The following is an 18,035-nucleotide window of genomic DNA, read 5'->3' on the forward strand; positions in this document are numbered from 1 at the left end:
ACGCGAACCGCTCCCGATGATCACCGATTTCAAGGAACCACCCGAATAGCTCTCCGGCGGATAGCCGTCCGGCCAGCACGGTGAGCTGGTCACTAGGGCACCCTCTTTCTTGCGGGCACGATTACGGTGCTCGTTGTTGGGACTCGGCGGGAGCCGGGGTGACGGTCTGTGTTGGTCGCCGTTTGACGGCCTGCATGACACCACCGCCCCCGGTTCTCGCGGGGCTTCGGACCGGCAACAGGGAGACGCGCCGTAGAGCGCCGGTTAGTGACCACCCGGGAGCAGGCCTCGTCGCCCTCCCCCGGGAACCGGCGCTACCGGTGGCGTGGGCGGTGCGTCGGCGCCGATTGCGGACGGCGCCGGACTTGACGGCGGCCAGGATGCCGGGAATGCCGTTGCAGGGGGTGGTCACATACTCCAGCGCCCGCTCCAGCCACTCCTCCCCTGCCTGGTCCCACTCGGTACCGGTCAGGTAGCCGGGAGCGGCCCCGGCCAGCAGCCCAAGCGGCAGATACGGCCCGCAGCCCAGCCGGCGGGCGTCCATCGCGGCGTGGATCAAGGCTTTGATGGCGGGCGGGGCCTGCTCGTAGCGGTCCATCAGCACCGGCACCCCGGCCAGGTACTGGGTGATCTGAGCATCCTGGGCGCGTTCAGCGGCCTCGCCGAGACGGGGATCGCCGCCGGTGTGATCGGCCAGGGCCCGCAGGTCCGACTCGGTGAACTGGTCCGCCACGCTGATCTTGTGCCCGTCCAGGAGCTCGCGGGCCTGCGCGTGCGGGTCACCGCCGGTGCGGGTGATCAGGGTGTCCCAGTACTTGGGCCACAGGGTGGCCAGCACCAGTACCGGCCCCCGGCCTGGGTCGCGCAGCAGTTCCCGCAGCCCGGCCGCGACGCGTTCCCCCAACTGCGGGTCGGCGAGGTAGAACTGGGCCTCGTTCAGCCACACCACCGTTTGCGGCCCGATCCGCTCCAGCGCGTCCAGGACGGCGTCGGGCCGGGTGGGGTCGATCGGATGCCGCAGCCGCCACTCCCGGGGCTGGTCGCGCAGCGGGTGCAAGGCTTCCCAGCAGGCCCGGGTCTTGCCGGTGGAGGACCCGCCCACCAGCACCGCGACCCGGCTCGCCCCCGCCGCCGCCTCCGCCACCACCGCACCGAGCGCCTGGTCATGCGCTCGCGGCACATACGCCGGCAGCGCCGGCAGCCCGGCCACCGTGGAGTCGATGGCGCGGTGGATCTCCAGCTGGTGCGCGAACGGGTCGGCCACCTCACTCAGCGGCCGGCCCGGCTGCGGCCGCTCCCGCACGGCCGCCTCCCGTGGCCCGGCCGCAGAGCCGATCATTAGGATGGTCGCGTGGTCGCCGGAGGAGATGATCCCGGAATTGTCACGCCCCACAGCGACCCCGGGCGAATGCACTGCCATGTCCCTCGGCCACCCCGCCGACTTGGGACAACGGCACAACACCCTGGTCCGGGGCTGGTCCGGGAGCGGGGCTGTCCGGCTCACCCATGGCCTGCTCCCGGTCAGGCCGATCCGGGCTGCTCACCGGACCCGGATGTTGGCGGCGTCATCCCCGGTGGACGCGCCGCCGCCGCCGATCGCCGCAGCGATGTAAGGAACCGTCTGGGCCCGCTGGCGCAGCGATGTCATCCCGCCCCCTTCGCACACCCCCGAAGGTCAAGCCGATCGTATCCCCGCCATCCGCCCACGATCCCCGGGTCCTGCCAGATGAGCCAGACCGCGTCACACCTTCCCGCTGCCATCCCACCCGGTACGGCCGAGATGAGACACCGAAATTCACCGCCTCCCCGGCCCGCGTTCTACTTCGTCGCGACCGCCAGATAATGGTCGTCGCCATCGTGGAAGTCGACAAGATTCCAGCCGCCGGCGGTCAGCAATGGGTTGAGGTTCGCCTCCGCGCGGATATCGTCCGGTGACAGTGTTCTGCCGTGCCGGGCCGCGAGAACAGCCCGGCCCACGGGGTGGAACAGGCCCAGTCGGGCGTCCGCGGTGGTCACTCTGGCGAGTTCGCGGAGCAGCGCCGTGGGGTGACGGACGTGGGAGATCAGGCCTGCCGCCAGCACTCCATCGACGATGCCGTCGCGTAGTGGGAGTCGTTCGGCGTCGGCCATGAGCAGGCGGCCGTGGTCTCGGCGGCCCCGGTCGCGGGCGGACCAGATCATCTCGGGGGTGACGTCGACGCCGAGGACCTGACCGTCGGGGCCTACCGCCGCTCGCAGCAGCGGCAGTGCCCTGCCTGTGCCGCAGCCCGCGTCCAGGGCCACGCCGCCGGGCGGCAGGTCCAGCTTCTCGATGGCGGCGGCGAACACCGGCCCGTCGTCGGGGAATTTCTCCTCCCACGTCGCGGCCCGCGCGGCGAAGAATGCTCTGGTCTCGTCCACAAGCCGACGCTATCTTGTACGGCTCCGGCCCGAATGAGGTCAGGCGTCGGCCCGGGTGCGGTAGCGGTCGATCCATTGCCGGTTCAGCGCGTCGGCCTGGCGCGCCGCGTGGCTGAATACCGGCATACCAAATAGTTGGTGAACATCTTCATTTGGTTGGACTTGTCCAGATGTCATCTATTGTCACGCTTCATGATTAAGCGTCTGATCTTGGGGCCGGCCGTTGCCGTCGTGTCCGCCGTTGTTTTATCCGCGCCCGCCGCGGCAGCCGTACCGCCTCTGACCACGGCGGAAGTCAGGGCCGCCCTGCTGACCACCAAGAACGTCGGGACCGGCTACACGGTCAAGACGGCCCGCTACAACCTGTCCGTCCCGTTGAAGGCCACCTACCCGACTGCTGCCTGTAACAAGGCGGTGAAAATGTAGGACGCGGCGGTGCGGGGGCGGGCGGTGACCACCGTCACCTTCCTCAATGAGGACACGGTCACCGCGCTGTCGCACGCCGTCGTCACGGGGACGCACACCCGGTTGAACGCGATCGCCGGTGGTGCGAGGGACATCGGCCGGTACTGCCATGGCCTGCGGCCCAAGGGTGACCCCGAGGGCCTCAAGGTCGCCAGGAGGGCCATCGCCAACCTGGGCGACACGACGTCGGCTTTCCGCATGACTGACATTCCGGAGGCCGACGGGGTCACCTACGACGTGGTGTTCATTCGCTACCGCTCGGCCGTGACGGTCGTGCAGCGCGTCTCCAACCAGACCGAGGAAGAGTGGTCCCTGACGCTCTCCACCGCCAAGAAGGCCGCCGTCAAGCTCAAGGCGGTCTACGCGAAGCGCCGCTGAACCGGAATCGCGGCCGGGGATGGGGTCCCCGGCCGCGATGACCGTTGGTCGGAGCTCCGCCGAATCCTCTGTCAGAGAGCCGCGCGAATATCTGAAGAGCCGCGCGAAAGTCAGAGAGCCGCGCGAATCCTCACAATCGCCGTGGTGCTGAAGGCGGAACCCGCGCCGACGGCGGTCAGCGTCACCTTCTCGCTCGGAGTCCCGGCGGGGATCGTCGCGGCGAAGGAGACCATGCCGCCGGCGTCGGCGAGCGCCCGTCCGAGCGGCGCCGAGTTCAGGCGGAACTCGACGCTCTCGCCGGCCCGGTAGCCGCCCGCGCGGAGCGTGGTGACCGACCCGGGATAGACGACGCCCGTGACGTTCAGGTGGCCGGGTTTCTGCGCCGCCGCGTACTCGGCGCAGACGTCGCCGGGGACGCCGAACGCGGGGGCGGGGGTGCCGCCGGTGACTCCGTCGTCCTCGCGGACGGTGAAGGTGCCGAAGCCCTTGTCGCCCATGACCGCGTGGGCGACGTTGGTCGCGGAGACCTTGAACGACGTGGCCGGGGTGCGGCTGGGCAGCTGGTCGCCGAGGGTCGCGACCGGCACCGGCACACACAGCTGGCCGGGCGCGAAGGTCACCTGCCGCATCTCGGCGCCGGCCGCGCCGGTGGCGGAGCCGAACACGCTGACGTAGGCGGTGACCGGGTGGCCGACCCGCTCGGACAGCACCGCCGCCACATTGGCCGTGCCGGGACCTGAGCCCTCCTCGACGTTGTTGGGAACCACGTTCACGGTGGCCTGCCGTTCGGGGGAGCGTTCGCCGACCGCCCGGTTCTCGGCGGAGAGGTCGGAGATGTAGACGCCGCCGGAGGGGGCGCCCGCCGTGAACCGTACCTCGCGGAGGTCGGACAGGTTGAGCTGGGTGAGGGCGGCGGCCGGGATGATCACCTGCTGGAGGATCACCTTGCGCAGCCAGGGCGAGCTGACGCCCGGCAGGCGGGTGACGGCGGCCGGGTTGAGCGCGGAGACCGGCGAGGACCAGGTGTTCCCGGAGCCGTCGGCGACGCTGACGGTGAGGTCGGTCCCCGCGGGCACGAACTCGTCGGCGGCGATCTTCACCGAGAGCTGCTCGAAGCGGCTGATGTCGCGCTTGCCGTGCGGGACGGCGACCCGCGCCTCGCCGGTCGGCGAGGTCCACTTCAGGTGCAGCATCGGGGAGGACGGGATGTTGAAGGCCCACAGCGCCGGCGACCAGTGCGGGACGGCCGCGGAATTGAGGGTGGTGGTGCAGTGCGGGGACGGCTGCGGGAGTTGCACGCCGCCGTTGCCGCCCATGCTGGCGCACACCTCGGCGGTGGCGTCCCCGGAGACGAGGACGGACGGGTCGGCGGCCTCGAAGGTGGCGAGGTCCATGCGTGACTTCGCCGGCTGGGTCGCGGTCACCGAGATGCCCGCGAAGGACGTCGAGGGCGCGGTCACGGCCGAGCCGTCGAACAGCGGCTGGAACTGCTTCTCGCCGCCGAGCGTGAGCCGGAAGAAGCCCGCCATGTAGGTCGCCCCGACCTGGACCTGCTGGGGGGCGGTGAGCCGGGTGGTGGTGGCGGAAGTGGGGTCGCAGACGGGGTCGTTGGCGCCGGTGGCCAGGGAGACCCAGTCGTCGGCGGTGCCGGACGGCCAGCCGCCGGGCGTCCAGATGGTGTTGAAGAAGTTGTGGTTGGTGCCCATGACCAGGACCGCGGAGCGGAGCACGTTGTCGTCGAAGCTGTGCCGCGAGTCGTCGACGATGTGCTGGCCCATCAGGTTCTCCACGTCGCCGTCGCAGTACGGCAGGATCGTGGCCGTCGCCACGTTCGGCATGGAGATCCGGTCGTAGTCGACGGGCGCGAGCGGGAGCACCGCCTTGATGCCGAACTGCTGCCAGAGCGGGAGGGCGTCGTTGAGGGTGGAGGCGGCCACGACTCCCTCGCCGCCGCGGGAGTGGCCCATGATCCCGACGCTGTCCAGGTCGAACTTCCGTACCAGATCGGACGGCTCGATGTCGCCGGTGAGGGCCTGGGCGAGGCTGACGTCCCGGTTGGTGAACGCGTCGTGGTAGACGACCGGGTCGCCGTCGTCGGCGACGTCCAGCATCCGGAGGGTGTCGAGGATCAGCTGGCCCCGGGCCTGGGCGCCGTAGTCGGCGGCGAGCTGGTTGTCGTTGGCGTTGATGGCGTTGGAGGAGATGGAGACGACGGCGTAGCCGTTGCTCGCCAGCGCGCGGGCCGGGGCGTCGTAGCCGAGGTAGCTGGGGATGGTCGCGCGCTGCGAGGGGCTGTCCGGCGAGGGGCGGCAGGGCCACCGCGCCGGGTTGGCCGCGCCCGTGCCGAAGCAGGAGGCGTGCCGGCCGTGTAAGAAGACCACGACGGGCTTCCGCCCCCGGCCGTCGGGCAGGTAGATCTTGCCGGTGATCTCGCCGCGGATGCCGCCGATGTTGAGCAGCGGGATCGCCAGGTCGCCGAAGTCGTAGACGGCTTCGGAGACCTGGTGGGAACCGGGGGTCGAGGGGTCGACCTGCAGGATGTCCGGGGTGATGCCGGGCTGGGCCAGCTGCGGGTTCGGGGCAGATCGGGCGCGGCTGGTCACCGTCGCTTCCACGGCGTCGGTGGTCACCGAGGTGGCCGCCGTCACCGAGGGGTCGGCGGTGACCAGCGACAGCGATTTCCCGTCGGCGGACTCCGTCGCCGGGCCGAGCACCCGGCCGTCGGCCGACAGGGTCGGGGCGCTGCCGATGACGGGGAGTTCCTCGTCGAGTTCGAGTGTGACGCGGAAGCCGCCCGCCACGCGGGTCACGGACCACTGCGGGCCGGAGGCGACGATGTCGGTGGGTTCGGGGTCCGCCGAAGCGGTTCCGGCGATCAGGGTGAAGGGGAGGCACGCGAGTGCCAGTACCGCGGCGAATCCTCGCGCGCGGCGGATGGGATTGCTCAAGTGAGGGCCTTACTCGTACGAACCGGTGGAGCCCCACCGTCGCCGTGAATCAGCGGCGAGCGTCAGGCGATTCGCACGGTATGCCCGGTTTGTTAACATCAACGGGCGATCTTGTTACCTGCCTGTTCCACGCGGCGCGTCACACGCCGTGCTCCGGTGTCGCCACGTGAACGCGGCGTTCGTTGTTGACCGTCACCACGCAGGGCAGGACGCCCATGAGGAGCGCGGTCTTCCCGGTGGCGGCCGTGATGCCGGGGAACTGGGGATCCCACCGGGACCATGGGCCGCCCACCGAGGAGGTCACCCAGATCTGCTGGTCGTTGCCGACGACCGCGGCGAGGCTGCCCGCGGGGCCGGGCACGGTGCCGACGGCGGCGCGGATGCGGGCGTCGAGCGGGCGGCCGTGCGCCGTCCAGGGCGAGGCGGCCCCCGGCGTCCAGCGCAGGCTCCACACCTGCCCGCTCGGGGAGCCGACGACCACGATGTCCAGGGCGGTCCCCACCGCCTCGACGCCGATCGCGGCCACGATCCGCTCGGCCGGGGCGGGGGTGCCCAGGTCGGTCCAGCGGAACGCGCCCCCGTCGGGGACGTTGACCCAGAGGTGCCCGTCCTCGGTGGCGACGACGGCCACCGGCATGGGCAGTGCGGCCGCGCCCATCACGGCGAAGATCAGCTGACCGGGGGGCGCGCCGCGATCGGTCCAGCGCCAGTCGCCGCCCGACATCGAGCGCATCCAGAGCCGCCCGTCGTCCGCGAACACGTGGACGGCGGGCAGGCCCGCGACCGCGATCGGCGCCACCCCTGACTTGATCGATCTGCCGGGGGGAGCGCCGTGGTCGACCCAGGCGCCGGCCGTTTTCGCCCACAGGCGGCCGTCGCTTCCGACCACGAACACCCAGGCGGGCTGCGGGATGCCGGGCTGGGTGAACACGCCGACGCCCGAGGCGGCCGTGACTCCGGCCCGGGGCTGCCCGTGGGCGGCCCAGAAGCCGGAGGAGGGGAAGAAGCCGTCGGCCGGGTTCCCCCACACCCGGCAGCTCCACACCGCGCCGTACTCGTCGATGACGGGGACCTCGACCGGGAGGTCCGTCAGGTCGGGCTCGGGGGCGGCGGTGTAGGCCCCGACGACCGAGACCACCGCGCCGGGGCTGCCGTGGCTCTCCCACCGGACGCCCGCGTCGCCGGACTCGAGGGTCCACAGGTCGGACTCCCAGGACACCCCGGCGGTCCGCACCCGTCGCGGCGCGGCGAGTTCGATCGCGTTGGACGGGACGACGACGGCGGCGTCGTCCGGGGTGGTGCCCAGATCCCGCCAGGGGCCGGTGAGCGAGCGCGTCCAGATGTTGTGGCTGCTGCGGGCCACGATGACGGGTTCGTCGCCGGGCTGCGGGTCGGGGCCCTTGGCGGCGACGACGGCGGTGCCGAGCCCCGAGGGTGACGGTGGCTGCCCGAGTTCGGCCCACCGCCAGTCCCGGCCCGAGCCGATGACCATGCTGGCGGCGGCCGGTTCTCCCGTGGCCAGCACGGCGCAGGCCTGGAGCCGTCCGGCGGCGTCGCGGAAACTCGTCGCCGTGAGGCCGCCGTGCTGGCCGTTGGGCGACTGCCCGCCCGGATCGATCCAGGTCCAGACCGAATTCTCGTGTACGGCGACGCGCACCGCGGACGCGGAGGTCTGGCGGTCCCGGACCACGGCGAAGATGTGCAACTGCGGCTCCGACCCGGGCGTGACGGACGCCAGCGCGGTCGCGAGCTCCACGGCGACCCAGTCCTCGTCCGCCGCGATCCGGAACCAGGTCCCGTCCTGGTCCACGCCCTGGCGCGTCCACGGACGCCCCGCCATGCTGCTCATCACGAGCGTGTGCCGGAGCGCCGCTCCGGATCCTCTGGTGCCGGTGACCAGGTCGCCGCAGTCCGCGTCGAAGGGCTCGCCCACGTCCGGCGCCGGTCCGGCGAGACCGGTCCACGGCGTGGGGGCGGCCCCCTCCCGGTACAGCCAGACCTTCAGGTCGTCACCGACGACGACGGGGGTGAGGACGTCCGTTCCGTCCAGGGCGAGCAGGGCCGCGTCGAGCACGCCTTCGCCGGTGGGCGGGAGGCCGACGCGTTCCCACCGCCACGTGTCGCCTGCCCGTCTGCGCAGGTAGAGGTAGCCGCCCGCGGTGAACACGGCGATGGTGTCGGCTGTGGCGCGGGCCCCGGTGACCTCGCCGGGGCCGCCGAGGGCGGTCCACGCGACGGGCGGCATCAGCGTGTCCCCGGGCGGGGCCGGCGGGTGTCGTGACGGCGCATCGGGCTCTCCACTGTCAGCGAATCGTGTATCGGACGATGAGATGCGGGTCGGCGTTCCGGTCGCGCCGTACGACGTCGGGGTCCGCGGGCACCGACAAGGCGAACCCGCCCTCGGCGTCGGACGCGGGTAGCGCGTCGGGGGCCACCGGGGATGGGCCGCGGACGAGTTCGCCGCCGGAGATTCCGTACAGTTCGACGGCGCGGAGGGTGATCGCGGCGGACTGGGTGAAGTACGGGAACCAGTGCTTCTCGATCCGCAGGGACAGGCCGGCGGCGCCGGCCAGGAAGGCCGCCCATTCCGTCGGGAAGTCGTGGCGCAGGCTGAACGACCGGGCGAGAGTCTGCTCCGCGGCGGCGGCGAAGCGGGCGCGCAGGTCGCCGACGACGGCGTCGGCCCGGACGCCGGGGCGGGCGGTGTAGCCGATGTGCAGGACGGCGTCGGAGATGCTCGCGTAGTCGAACATGCGCAGGTCGGCGGGCAGGTTCAGGGCCCAGGTGCTGATCGCCCCCGCGCCTTCGAACGGAAGGTAGCGTTCGTCGCGCGCGGCCGCGTCGAACAGCCCGGCGTCGCGGACGCCGGAACTGGTCACCACCGACTCCAGCCCGCCCGGATAGTCGAGGAACCTGGGGTCCTCCCCCGCCAGCCGGGTGTACTTGTTGTCGATCAGGCCGGGGTCGCGGCGGATGGAGCTGCGCTGCAACGACAGGGTGGCCGCGACCGACGTGTACGGCCCGGTCACCGCGGGCAGGCTGAGCGCCACCGTACGGATCCGGCGCAGGTGGTGGCCGGGCACGGCCAGGTCGTACAGCCATTCCGGCACGGTGAACTGGCAGGTGCCGCGGGAGCGGAGTTCCAGCAGGGCCAGCGGGTCGAGCATGCGGAGCGAGACGTGGCTGGTCAGCTCGAACTCGCGCCGGTTGTGCTCCAGGTAGGCCAGCTGGAGCCGGGTGAGGTCGTGGTGCAGCCGCTCCCCCGCCTGCAGGCCGCGCCGCCCGGTCTCCCAGTGCGTGAACCCGACGAAGGTGGTGGCGTCGAGTTCCGGGCGCATCAGCTCCCGTTTCACCGCCTGCTCGGCGGAGCGGGCGACGTCGACGGCCATCCGGTAGTGCTCGGCGAAGCTGCGGGCGACCTCGCCGCGCAGCCACGTGTACAGCTCGGTTCCGGTGTCCTTGGTGGCCAGGAAGGCGTCCACTTCGGCGGCCCGTTTGAGCTCTTCGCCGCTGTTGTCGTACTCGCGGCGGCTGACCTGCTCGTGCACGAGTGTGGCGATGAGCTGGCGGCCGTTCTGCATCAACTCCAGGGCGGCCTGGTTGCTCTGCTGGACGAAGTCCAGGTCGCGGCGCTGATAGCCGGCGATCTTGGCGGCCCGGCCGCCGTCGTAGATGTCCTGCTCGGCGTCGCCCCTGATGGCCGAGGAGAGCGTGCGCCCGACCGAGGACAGCAGCGGGCCGCCGAACTCCACATGGCCGCCGATGCCGAAGGGTTCGATGTCGATGCCCAGGTTGGGGAGCATGCCGAGGACGCCGAAGATGTTGTCGACCGTGGTGGCGTCCTGCTGCTTGTCGCGCGCCTTGGGCAGGTGGATGTTGAGTTCCGCGTACTCGTTGGAGATCAGGTCCAGGGAGCCCTGGCTCTCCGCGCCGGACTGGACCTGCGGGTCGCCGTCACGGGCCAGCCGGGGGGCCGGGCGGCTCTCCTGGGCGATCGCGATGGCGTACTTGAGGACGAGTTCGTGCAGCACTTCGGCGAAGTTGGCCTGGGTCACCGGCTTGCGGATCAGGCTGACGTCGCGGAGTTTGTCCACGTCGGCTTCCGGGCGGCCGAGCAGCAGCTGGAAGTGGCGGTAGCGGGCGAAGGTGGTGGCGCGGGTGCGGAGCAGGGCCTCGGTGTTGGCCTCGGCCTCCTTCCAGTTGAGGAAGCGCACGTCCTGGGTGAGCCGGGCCATGCCGATCTCGTGGCCCTGCCGGAGCCGGGCGAGTTCCTCGCCGTCGCGTTTCTCCATGGCGGCCAGCAGCGCGGCCCCGGTCGACTTCACCTCCGCGGTGATCTCCAGCGCCTTCTGGATCAGCAGCGTGGCCCGGACCGGCGAGGCGGGCGCCCGGGTGCCCGCGACCGCGCCGGCGATGTCGATCCCGGCGGCGGTGGCGCGCGCCAGCAGGCCGGGATCGAGCGCGGGCGCGAACAGGGACAGCTGGCGGACGACCCCGCTGATGTCCTGGCAGTTGCGGATCTTGAACAGCCGGTCGGCGACGGTGTCCCAGTAGCCGACCAGCTGGGCGTTGCGCGGGACGCAGAAGTAGAGGCTGCGCCCCATCCCCAGCAGCGCGACGCCGCCCGCCCCCGTCCCGGGCGCTCCCGGCGCCGGGGTACGGGCGAACGGCAGCTGGTTCTCCAGCTCGACCAGCACGTTCCCGAACACCCCGAGACCGGCGTCCTTCAGCTGGCGGTAGCTCTTCCTGGGCGCGGCCCGGTGCCGGGGCACCTCCGCGGGGCGCGGCCCGAGAATGTTCCCGGCCAGCACGTACAGCTGGGTGGCCTCGTTGATCGACTCGGCGGTGTCCAGCCGGAACAGGCTGTCCCCCCAGGCGATCAGGTTCTCCAGGTACTTCATCACCACGTAGTACTGGTAGGCGACCACCCGGGTCCTGGCCACCCGGTGCGGCCGGAACGGCTCGCGGCGCAGCCCCTCGTAGCTGAGCGCGGCCGAGGCCAGCAGAATCCGCTCCTCCGGGCCCAGCTCGGACGGCGGGCGGCTCAGCACGGCCACCAGCTCGTCCACCCGCGGCATGTCACCCGGCCGCGGATTGCGGAACCGGACGAACTTCCAGAACCGGTCGGGCACGGGCGCGCTCGGATCGGTCTCGGTCGGGTCGAAGATGTGGTGGAACCAGCGCTGCGCCTCGGCGAAACGCTGGTTCTTGCTCAGGTGCACCGCGATGGTGACCGGCGCGTGGAAGAACAGCTCCCAGTTGTAGACCGAGTACGGCCCCGCCTCGCTGACGTCGATGTTCTTCGGCGTCGACTCGACCCGGAAACTCGGATCCTCCCCGGGCGCGGCCGGATCGTTGGGGTCGTAGATGCGGTCGAAGAACGGCTCGGACACCTGCTGCACCGACAGGTCCAGCAGACCGGCCACCGACTGCTGGTTGAGCCGCTCCACCAGCATCCCGACGTACGGATGGAAGTGGTTCTCGAACACGAAGGACGTCGTGTCGGCCATGGCCTCTTCACCGGTCCAGTTCGGGGATGATCAGGGGCGCGGCGATCGGCCCGGGGAAGACCCCGAACGTGACGCTGACGACGTCGGTCGGGTCGGGATGCACGTAGAAGACGTGCCTGCTGTCCTGGAAGAAGAACGGCGCCCGATGCGGATCCTTCAGCCGGTGCATCGGCCCCACCCCCCGGTACGGCGACTGGCTGGCCCGCAGCACGGTCAGCTCGTGGAACGGATCGTCGCGGAAGCTGACCGTGAAAGGACCCACGGCGGAGAACTGCCGGTCGGCGGGGAACCCGGGCGAGCCGCCGGTGTCGTCCTGCTTGCGGACCGGCAGGCTGTGCGTGGTGTAGAGCCGGAAGTGGGAGTTGCCGGTGCCGCCGGGGCTGGGGTTGAGCACGATGATGCCGAGGCTGTCCCGCACGCCGAGGTTGTCGTTCTCGATGTCGGAGGCCAGCCGCAGCGTCAGCGGGTCGCCGATGACGCTGAACTCGGCGCCCAGGTCGATCGGCCGGTCCGGGTCGGAGGTGCGCGGCGACTGCCAGCGGCCGTTGTAGTACTCGCTCCAGAACAGGCTGACGGTCAGGGTCGCGGACGCGCGCAGATTCATGTCCGCCACCCGCAGGTCCCCCAGCCGGGAGCCGCCGGGGGCGAGCGGGAACGGGCCGGGCTGCCGCCGGTCGGGCTGCTTGGAGACGGTCAGCCAGAACAGCAGGAACCTGCCCTTCCAGATGACGGGCAGCACCGGGTCGTCCGGGACGTCGACGTTGACCCGCTCCCACGGCCGCCACGTCCCGTCCAGGGTCCGGTGGAAGTAGCCGCGTTTGGCCCCGGAGGTGCGGCCGATGACGTGCACGAGCGGGTCGGGGACGCCGGTGCCGGCGGCGTCGCGCTCCTGGACGTGCATGCCGGCGATCTCCAGGTTGGCGACCTCGTCGAGCCGTTCCAGGTAGTGGCCGAGCGCCGTGGCGGCGGCCTGGTCGGTGATGTCGGACTGGAGCAGTTCGGACTCGACCTCGCGGAAGAACGGCGACTTGTCGTCGCGGAGTTCGGGGTCCAGCCAGTTCTCCGGGAACAGGAAGACCCGGCGGTTGGCCTCCCAGATCCGGTAGCGCTTCATCGCCTCCCAGCGCTGGGGGTCGATGGACTGCGGGGAGACCTCCGGTTCCAGGTTGAGCAGGAACCGGGCGACGAACAGCTGCACGGCCGAGATCGCCTGCGCGATGCGGGAGGTGGTCATGCAGGGGTCCATCTGGACGTCGATGAGAAGCTTCTCGTAGAGCTGGTCCGGGGTGGTGAATCCGCCGGTGACGGCGTCCACGGCCAGATCGGGGTCGGGGTTCTCCATGTGCAGGACCCGCCCGACGAGGGCGTCGCGGGCCGAGCGGCGCAGCTGGTTGTGGATCGGGCGGACCACTTCGGCCCAGGCGGCGTCGTCATACCGGGCGCGGACGGCATCCCGCACGTCGCGCACGTCCTGCGCTGACGGGGTGACCCGGACGATCCTGGCGAGCGCGGGCACCGGCAGCACGACCGCGCGGGTCAGGTCGATGAGGTCGGCCACCCGCCACAACCCGTCGAGGCTGCGCAGGTTCGCCCCCAGATGGGCGGCGGCGTCTGCCACGGTCGCCGGGGTGACGCCGGTGAGAGCCGAAAGGAGTTCATCCGGCGTTTCCGCGCCGTCGAGCAGGTCGACGATGGCGGTGCCGGTGACCGCCCAGCGTTCGCGCAGCCGCCGGTACCGGGCCAGCGCGGCGACGGCGCGCACCAGAGCCTGCCGGGCGGCCGGGCCGGCGGCGGGCACGGCGGACAGCCAGCCGACACCGCCGACGAGGTACTCCGGCGAGCGGGCGAAGGAGAGCAGTTCGCGGATCGAGAGCCCGAGCGCGCCCGCCAGTTCGAGCGCGGCCCGCAGCCGCCGGTAGGCGGCGGTGAACGCGGCGACGGCGTCGGCGGGGCAGCACGCCGTGCCGGGCAGGACCACGGGCGCGAGCCCCTCGGCCTGCCAGCGCAGGCGCAGTTTCGCGTTCAGCCCGGTCGCGGTGAGTTCGAGCCGTGCCCCGGCGGCGAGTCCGGCCGGGTCGGCCGTCCAGGTCGTGCCCTCCTTCCGCAGGGGTACGGCCCGGCCGTCGATCTGGAGGGTGACCGCGGAGCCGTCCGCCTCGACGGTCAGCACGTACGTGCCGGGGAGCGCCGGGTCGACGGTGGCGGCCCACACCCCGCTGATCGGTCCGGCGGCTATCCCGGCCGCCTGGCGCAGGTTGACCCCGCCGGGTTCGTAATCGACCGAGGGCGCGACGGCCGTCCTGACCGGTGGCCCGGTTATCGGCCCGGCCCAGAAGCGCACGCTCAGACCGGTGGCGGTCACCGCCGCCAGGTCGTCGCCCGCCGGCCGCCCCGGGGCCGAGCCCGGCATGGCGACGGCGTCCTCGACGAGGGCGGCGACACTCGCGGGAGCCTCGCCGGTCGCGGCGCCGAGCACCTCCCCCAGCTGCCTCCGGATCAGGCTGGGCCGCAGCTCCTCCAGCAGCGCCGCCCCCAGGGCCGCCCGCCGGACATCGTCCGGGTCGCGTACTGCCGCCCAGGCGCGCCAGCGCTTCTCCAGGACGGGGTGGGCGCGGAACAGCGGCAGGTATTCGGCCTGTCCGGCGTTGGCCAGGTTCCCGGCGGCCTCGGCCAGGCGGGCGGGCAGGCCGGGCAGCGCCGCCACCGCGGCGGCGGCCTCCGGGGTCAGCACGCCGCGATGGATCAGCAGCGAGCGGGCCGCGTCGTAGGCGAGGCCGGGCGCGGCGGCCAGCACCGGTCCCGGCAGCGTGGCCGCGTCCTGGTGGTAGGCGGTCGTGTACGTGGACGCCCCCGCCAGCAGCCCGAGGAAGGCGTCGCTGACGTCCGGCGCGAACACCGACGTCAGGACTGTCCGCAGCGCGGCCTCGCTCCACTGCGCGGGCGCGCGGCGGTCGGCCAGCCCGGCGCGGACCGCGCCCAGCACGGTCATGACCGCCGCGTCGGGGGCGCCGCCGGTGCCATTGGCCAGCGCGACCAGGCGGGAGACCGGGAGGCCGGAGTCGCGGATCGACTGGGCGAGGCGTACCAGCTTCAGGAAGTCGGGTTCGGGGCCGTCGAGCGGCGCGAACACCTGCCAGCCGGTGGCCTCGATCAGGCCGGCGAGTTCGGTCACCCCCAGGCGCAGGGCGCGGGCGAGGAAGCCGTACCGGAACAGGAGGCTGATCGAGGCGGCGGAGAGCGGCGTGGCCGCGGTGACGCCGGCCGCGCGGACGACGACGGCGAACTCGTCGGCGGTGAGTTTCAGCGCCGCCTGCACGGCCGGGCCGTGCTCCAGCAGCGGGCCGGAGACCGGATCGGTCCCGAACAGCCTCCGGTGGAGGGGTTCGCCGAGTGGCGCGAAGCAGCCGAGCAGCCACGGCAGGTCGTCCTGGACGTCGAGTCCGAGCAGGTCCGCGGCGGTCAGCAGGTGCCCGAGCCGGATCAGGACGGTGTCGAAGCCGGTGTCCAGGGCGCGCCGCACGTCGGCGGCCGATCCGGTGACCGGCACGGGCGCGGGCCACAGGACGGCGACGACCTCGTCGGTGCGCTCGACGCTCCAGCCGAGCCGGGAGCGCAGGCGGACGAACCGGGCGATCCCCAGCAGGTCGACCGCGCGAAGCCGGTTGCGCGCCGAGTCCGGCAGCGCCCGCCGCAGCTCCATCTTCGCGAAGGCGCCGCTGGAGTCCCCGGCCGGGGGTTCCGCGCCGGTGGGGTCGGTCAGCACCACGATGTTCATGATCCGGTCGTGGCGGGCGGCGAGCCAGGCGACCACGTCCCCGCCGAACGGGGCGAGGTCCAGGTTCGGGCGCAGCGCCGCCTTGAACGCCGCCGGGGTCATCGTCCCCTCGCGCAGGCGCAGGATGGCGGAGATGCCGACGCCGAGCGTGCTCAGCGGGCCGAGCAGGTCGGCGTCGGGGTTGACGAACCGCGTCCTGACCAGGTCGACCAGTTCGGCGGGGGTCAGGCCGAGGCGGCGGGCGAGGCGGCGCGCGTTGCCCGCCCCGGCCACCAGCTGGGCCTCCGTCACCCGGCCCGGGTCGTCGCCGAACAGGGCCTGCGCCGTGACCTGGGGCTTGGCCAGCAGGTCGCGTTCGGCCGGGCTGACGCCCACGCGTTCCCGCACGGCGTCGCTCCACGCCCTGCCGTTCGCGTCGTCGGCCGCCAGCGCGGCCATCGCGTCCCGGAGCGTCACCCCCGCCTGGGCCAGGTACGCCCGGAGCGCGTCCAGCCGCTGGTCCCACGGCAGCACCAGCGGGTAGACCGCGCTCCGCAGCACCGTGTAGGCGGCCTCGTTCACGAACTGCGGCGACGCCAGCAGGTCGGCCGTGCCGGTGCCCGGCGGCACGTCGTGGCCCCGGTATCCGTCGATCGTGGCGTTCACCACGACGTGTTCCAGAATCTCGTTGGCCAGGTCCACGTACGGCAGCTCGACCTCGGTGTTCTCGCAGCTCAGCGCGATGTGCTGGAGGTCGGGGCGGCGGCTCAGCAGCACCTCCAGCGGCCTGCGCCCGCCGCCCGGCGGCTGCACGTCCAGGAATTCGAGCAGGTCGACCAGGTAGGCGGCCGGGCTGAGCACCGACTCGCACTGCTCGCAGGCGCCGGTGTCGCCGGGGCCGAACAGGGTCTCCAGGTTCGGCAGGGTCCGCACCGTGGCCAGGGCGGCGGCCTCGACCATCGCGCGGGCGCCCGGCCCGGTGGCGGCGGCGGGCCCGCCGCGCGGCACGGCGAACACCTCGGGCGCGGCCCGGGCCACCAGGTGGCTGGTGGCCGTGGCGAGCGCGGCGCTGTGGACCTGGTCACTGCGGCGGAAGGTCTCGCGGGCGGCGTCCTCGCCGCCGACGTCGGCGGCGAACCGGGTGACGAAGGCGGTCTCGCCGTGCAGGGCCACCGCGCGGGCGGAGTCGAAGCCGAGCGTGCGCAGCCCGCGCACCGCTTCCGGGGTGGGGGCGACGGCGACGATCCGCTGCAGGGTGGCGACCTCGTCCCGTACGGGCTGGGCCACCTCGATCGCCCGCGCGCCGAGGAAGTCGTCGATCGGGTGCACGGTGAGCTCGAACCGGTCCTGGTTCTCGGCCAGGAACGCGGCCACCGCCCGGTCGGTCCCGGCGGGGCCGCCGACCGGGATTGCCCCTTCCGCCACCTCGGCGGCCAGCACGGCGGTGGGGTGGCGCAGCCGCAGCTCCTCGGCCAGGACGGCCGCGTAGGCGTCCCGCCTTTCTGCCTCGTCCGCGCCCGGGATGCCGTCGGGGACGGGCACGTCGGCGGTGAGGTCCGCCCGCCACCGATCCGCGCGGTGGTATCCGGCCGCCGCGAGATCCCCGACCCGCGCCGGGGCCGCGCCGTCGTGCAGTTTGGCGATCAGGGGCGCGTTGTTGCGGGTCAGCGTGGCCAGCGCGCCGTCGAGTTCCAGCCGGGGCGCGCTGTCCGGGAACACCTCCCTGACCTGCGACCACAGCGTCTCGGGCGCGCTTCGGTGCTCGTGGTAGAGCTGGGCGAACCGAGTCCGGTCGGCCTCGTCGGGCAGCGCGGCCGCCAGCAGGTCCCCCAGCTTGCCCTCGCCGGTCCCGCCGGGCAGGTCGAGCACGGCCCGGCCCGCCAGGTCGCGGGCCGCGTCGAGGCCGGCGGGGATCACCGCCGTCAGCTCCGGCGCGATGATCCCCTGCTCGGCGGCGCGCTCCCAGACCGCCTCGATCACCCCGGCGGGGGCGAGCGCCCACAGGCGCGGCCCGGCGGGCAGCCCGGCCCGGTAGAGCGCGTAGTGCAGCGGAGCGGGAATGCCGGTGCTGGCCGCCTCCCGGCCGGCCAGCGAGGCCATGGCCACGGCGCGCGCGTCCCAGCCGCTCTTGGCGGCGGCGAAGCTGACGTCCCTGCGGTCGTCGTGCTCGACGAAACTGGCCAGGCTGACCTCGGTCTCCCCGGCCAGCGCGCGATCGAGGTCGGCGACCAGGCGGGTGTACTCGTCGAGGACGGGCGCCGCGCCCGCCGGGAGCACGACGTCGATCACCTCGTCCGGGCCGGCGTCGAAGCGCGGCGCGGACCGGGCGAGCACCTCGCGTGCCCCCGGAACGTTCCTGACGACCTTGACGACCAGGTCCAGGCTGGCCGCCGGGGCGGAGCGGACCCGCTCCGGGTCGAAGGTGAGCGCGAACGTGCCGTCCGGCCGGACCTCGGCCGTGCCGGCCAGATGTTCGCCGCCGAAGCGCAGGTCGAAGACCTCCACGGCGACCCCGGTGGCGACGGGCGACCCGGTGTCGTCGCGCACCGTCCCGCCGACGCGAAAGTCCGTCACGAACCC

At 72.8% G+C, this 18,035-nt stretch carries 8 protein-coding genes; 2 read left to right on the forward strand and 6 right to left on the reverse strand.

Annotated elements, in window-relative coordinates; genetic code table 11:
• Positions 1-121 precede the first annotated feature (121 nt).
• Together Acor_RS12355 and Acor_RS12360 are read right to left on the reverse strand one after the other, a co-directional pair.
• Positions 122-1,420, reverse strand: a complete 1,299-nt coding sequence (locus Acor_RS12355) for a hypothetical protein (RefSeq protein ID WP_155336739.1) — start codon at positions 1,418-1,420, stop codon at positions 122-124.
• Positions 1,421-1,818: 398 nt separating this feature from the next.
• Positions 1,819-2,400 carry a class I SAM-dependent methyltransferase gene (locus Acor_RS12360; RefSeq protein ID WP_155336740.1) on the reverse strand — a complete coding sequence of 194 codons (582 nt, stop codon included), beginning with the start codon at positions 2,398-2,400 and terminating at the stop codon, positions 1,819-1,821.
• A gap of 192 nt (positions 2,401-2,592) precedes the next feature.
• Here Acor_RS12360 and Acor_RS12365 point away from each other — a divergent pair, with 192 nt between their 5' ends.
• Positions 2,593-2,826: a hypothetical protein gene (locus tag Acor_RS12365; RefSeq protein WP_155336741.1), complete on the forward strand. Its 234-nt coding sequence runs from the start codon at positions 2,593-2,595 to the stop codon at positions 2,824-2,826.
• A 9-nt stretch (positions 2,827-2,835) separates the two neighbouring features.
• The gene (locus Acor_RS12370; protein WP_155336742.1) at positions 2,836-3,243 is read left to right on the forward strand and encodes a hypothetical protein; all 408 of its coding nucleotides are present in this window, start codon (positions 2,836-2,838) and stop codon (positions 3,241-3,243) included.
• Between the two features lie 110 nt (positions 3,244-3,353).
• On the opposite strand, the gene Acor_RS12375 is transcribed toward Acor_RS12370, so the two are convergent.
• From Acor_RS12375 to Acor_RS12390, 4 genes are all read right to left on the reverse strand, one after another.
• Positions 3,354-6,191 (reverse strand): alpha/beta hydrolase, encoded by a 2,838-nt coding sequence (locus Acor_RS12375; protein ID WP_155336743.1) that lies wholly within the window; start codon positions 6,189-6,191, stop codon positions 3,354-3,356.
• A gap of 139 nt (positions 6,192-6,330) precedes the next feature.
• Complete coding sequence (locus tag Acor_RS12380; protein WP_155336744.1) at positions 6,331-8,436, reverse strand: hypothetical protein; 2,106 nt, start codon at positions 8,434-8,436, stop codon at positions 6,331-6,333.
• 58 nt (positions 8,437-8,494) lie between these two features.
• On the reverse strand, positions 8,495-11,701 hold the full coding sequence (locus tag Acor_RS12385) for a Tc toxin subunit A-related protein (RefSeq protein WP_155336745.1): 3,207 nt from the start codon (positions 11,699-11,701) through the stop codon (positions 8,495-8,497).
• Positions 11,702-11,708: 7 nt separating this feature from the next.
• Positions 11,709-18,029, reverse strand: coding sequence for a neuraminidase-like domain-containing protein (locus Acor_RS12390; RefSeq protein WP_155336746.1), 6,321 nt, complete (start codon positions 18,027-18,029; stop codon positions 11,709-11,711).
• Between the last annotated feature and the right edge of the window lie 6 nt (positions 18,030-18,035).

This window comes from Acrocarpospora corrugata, assembly GCF_009687845.1.
Lineage (GTDB): Bacteria > Actinomycetota > Actinomycetes > Streptosporangiales > Streptosporangiaceae > Acrocarpospora > Acrocarpospora corrugata.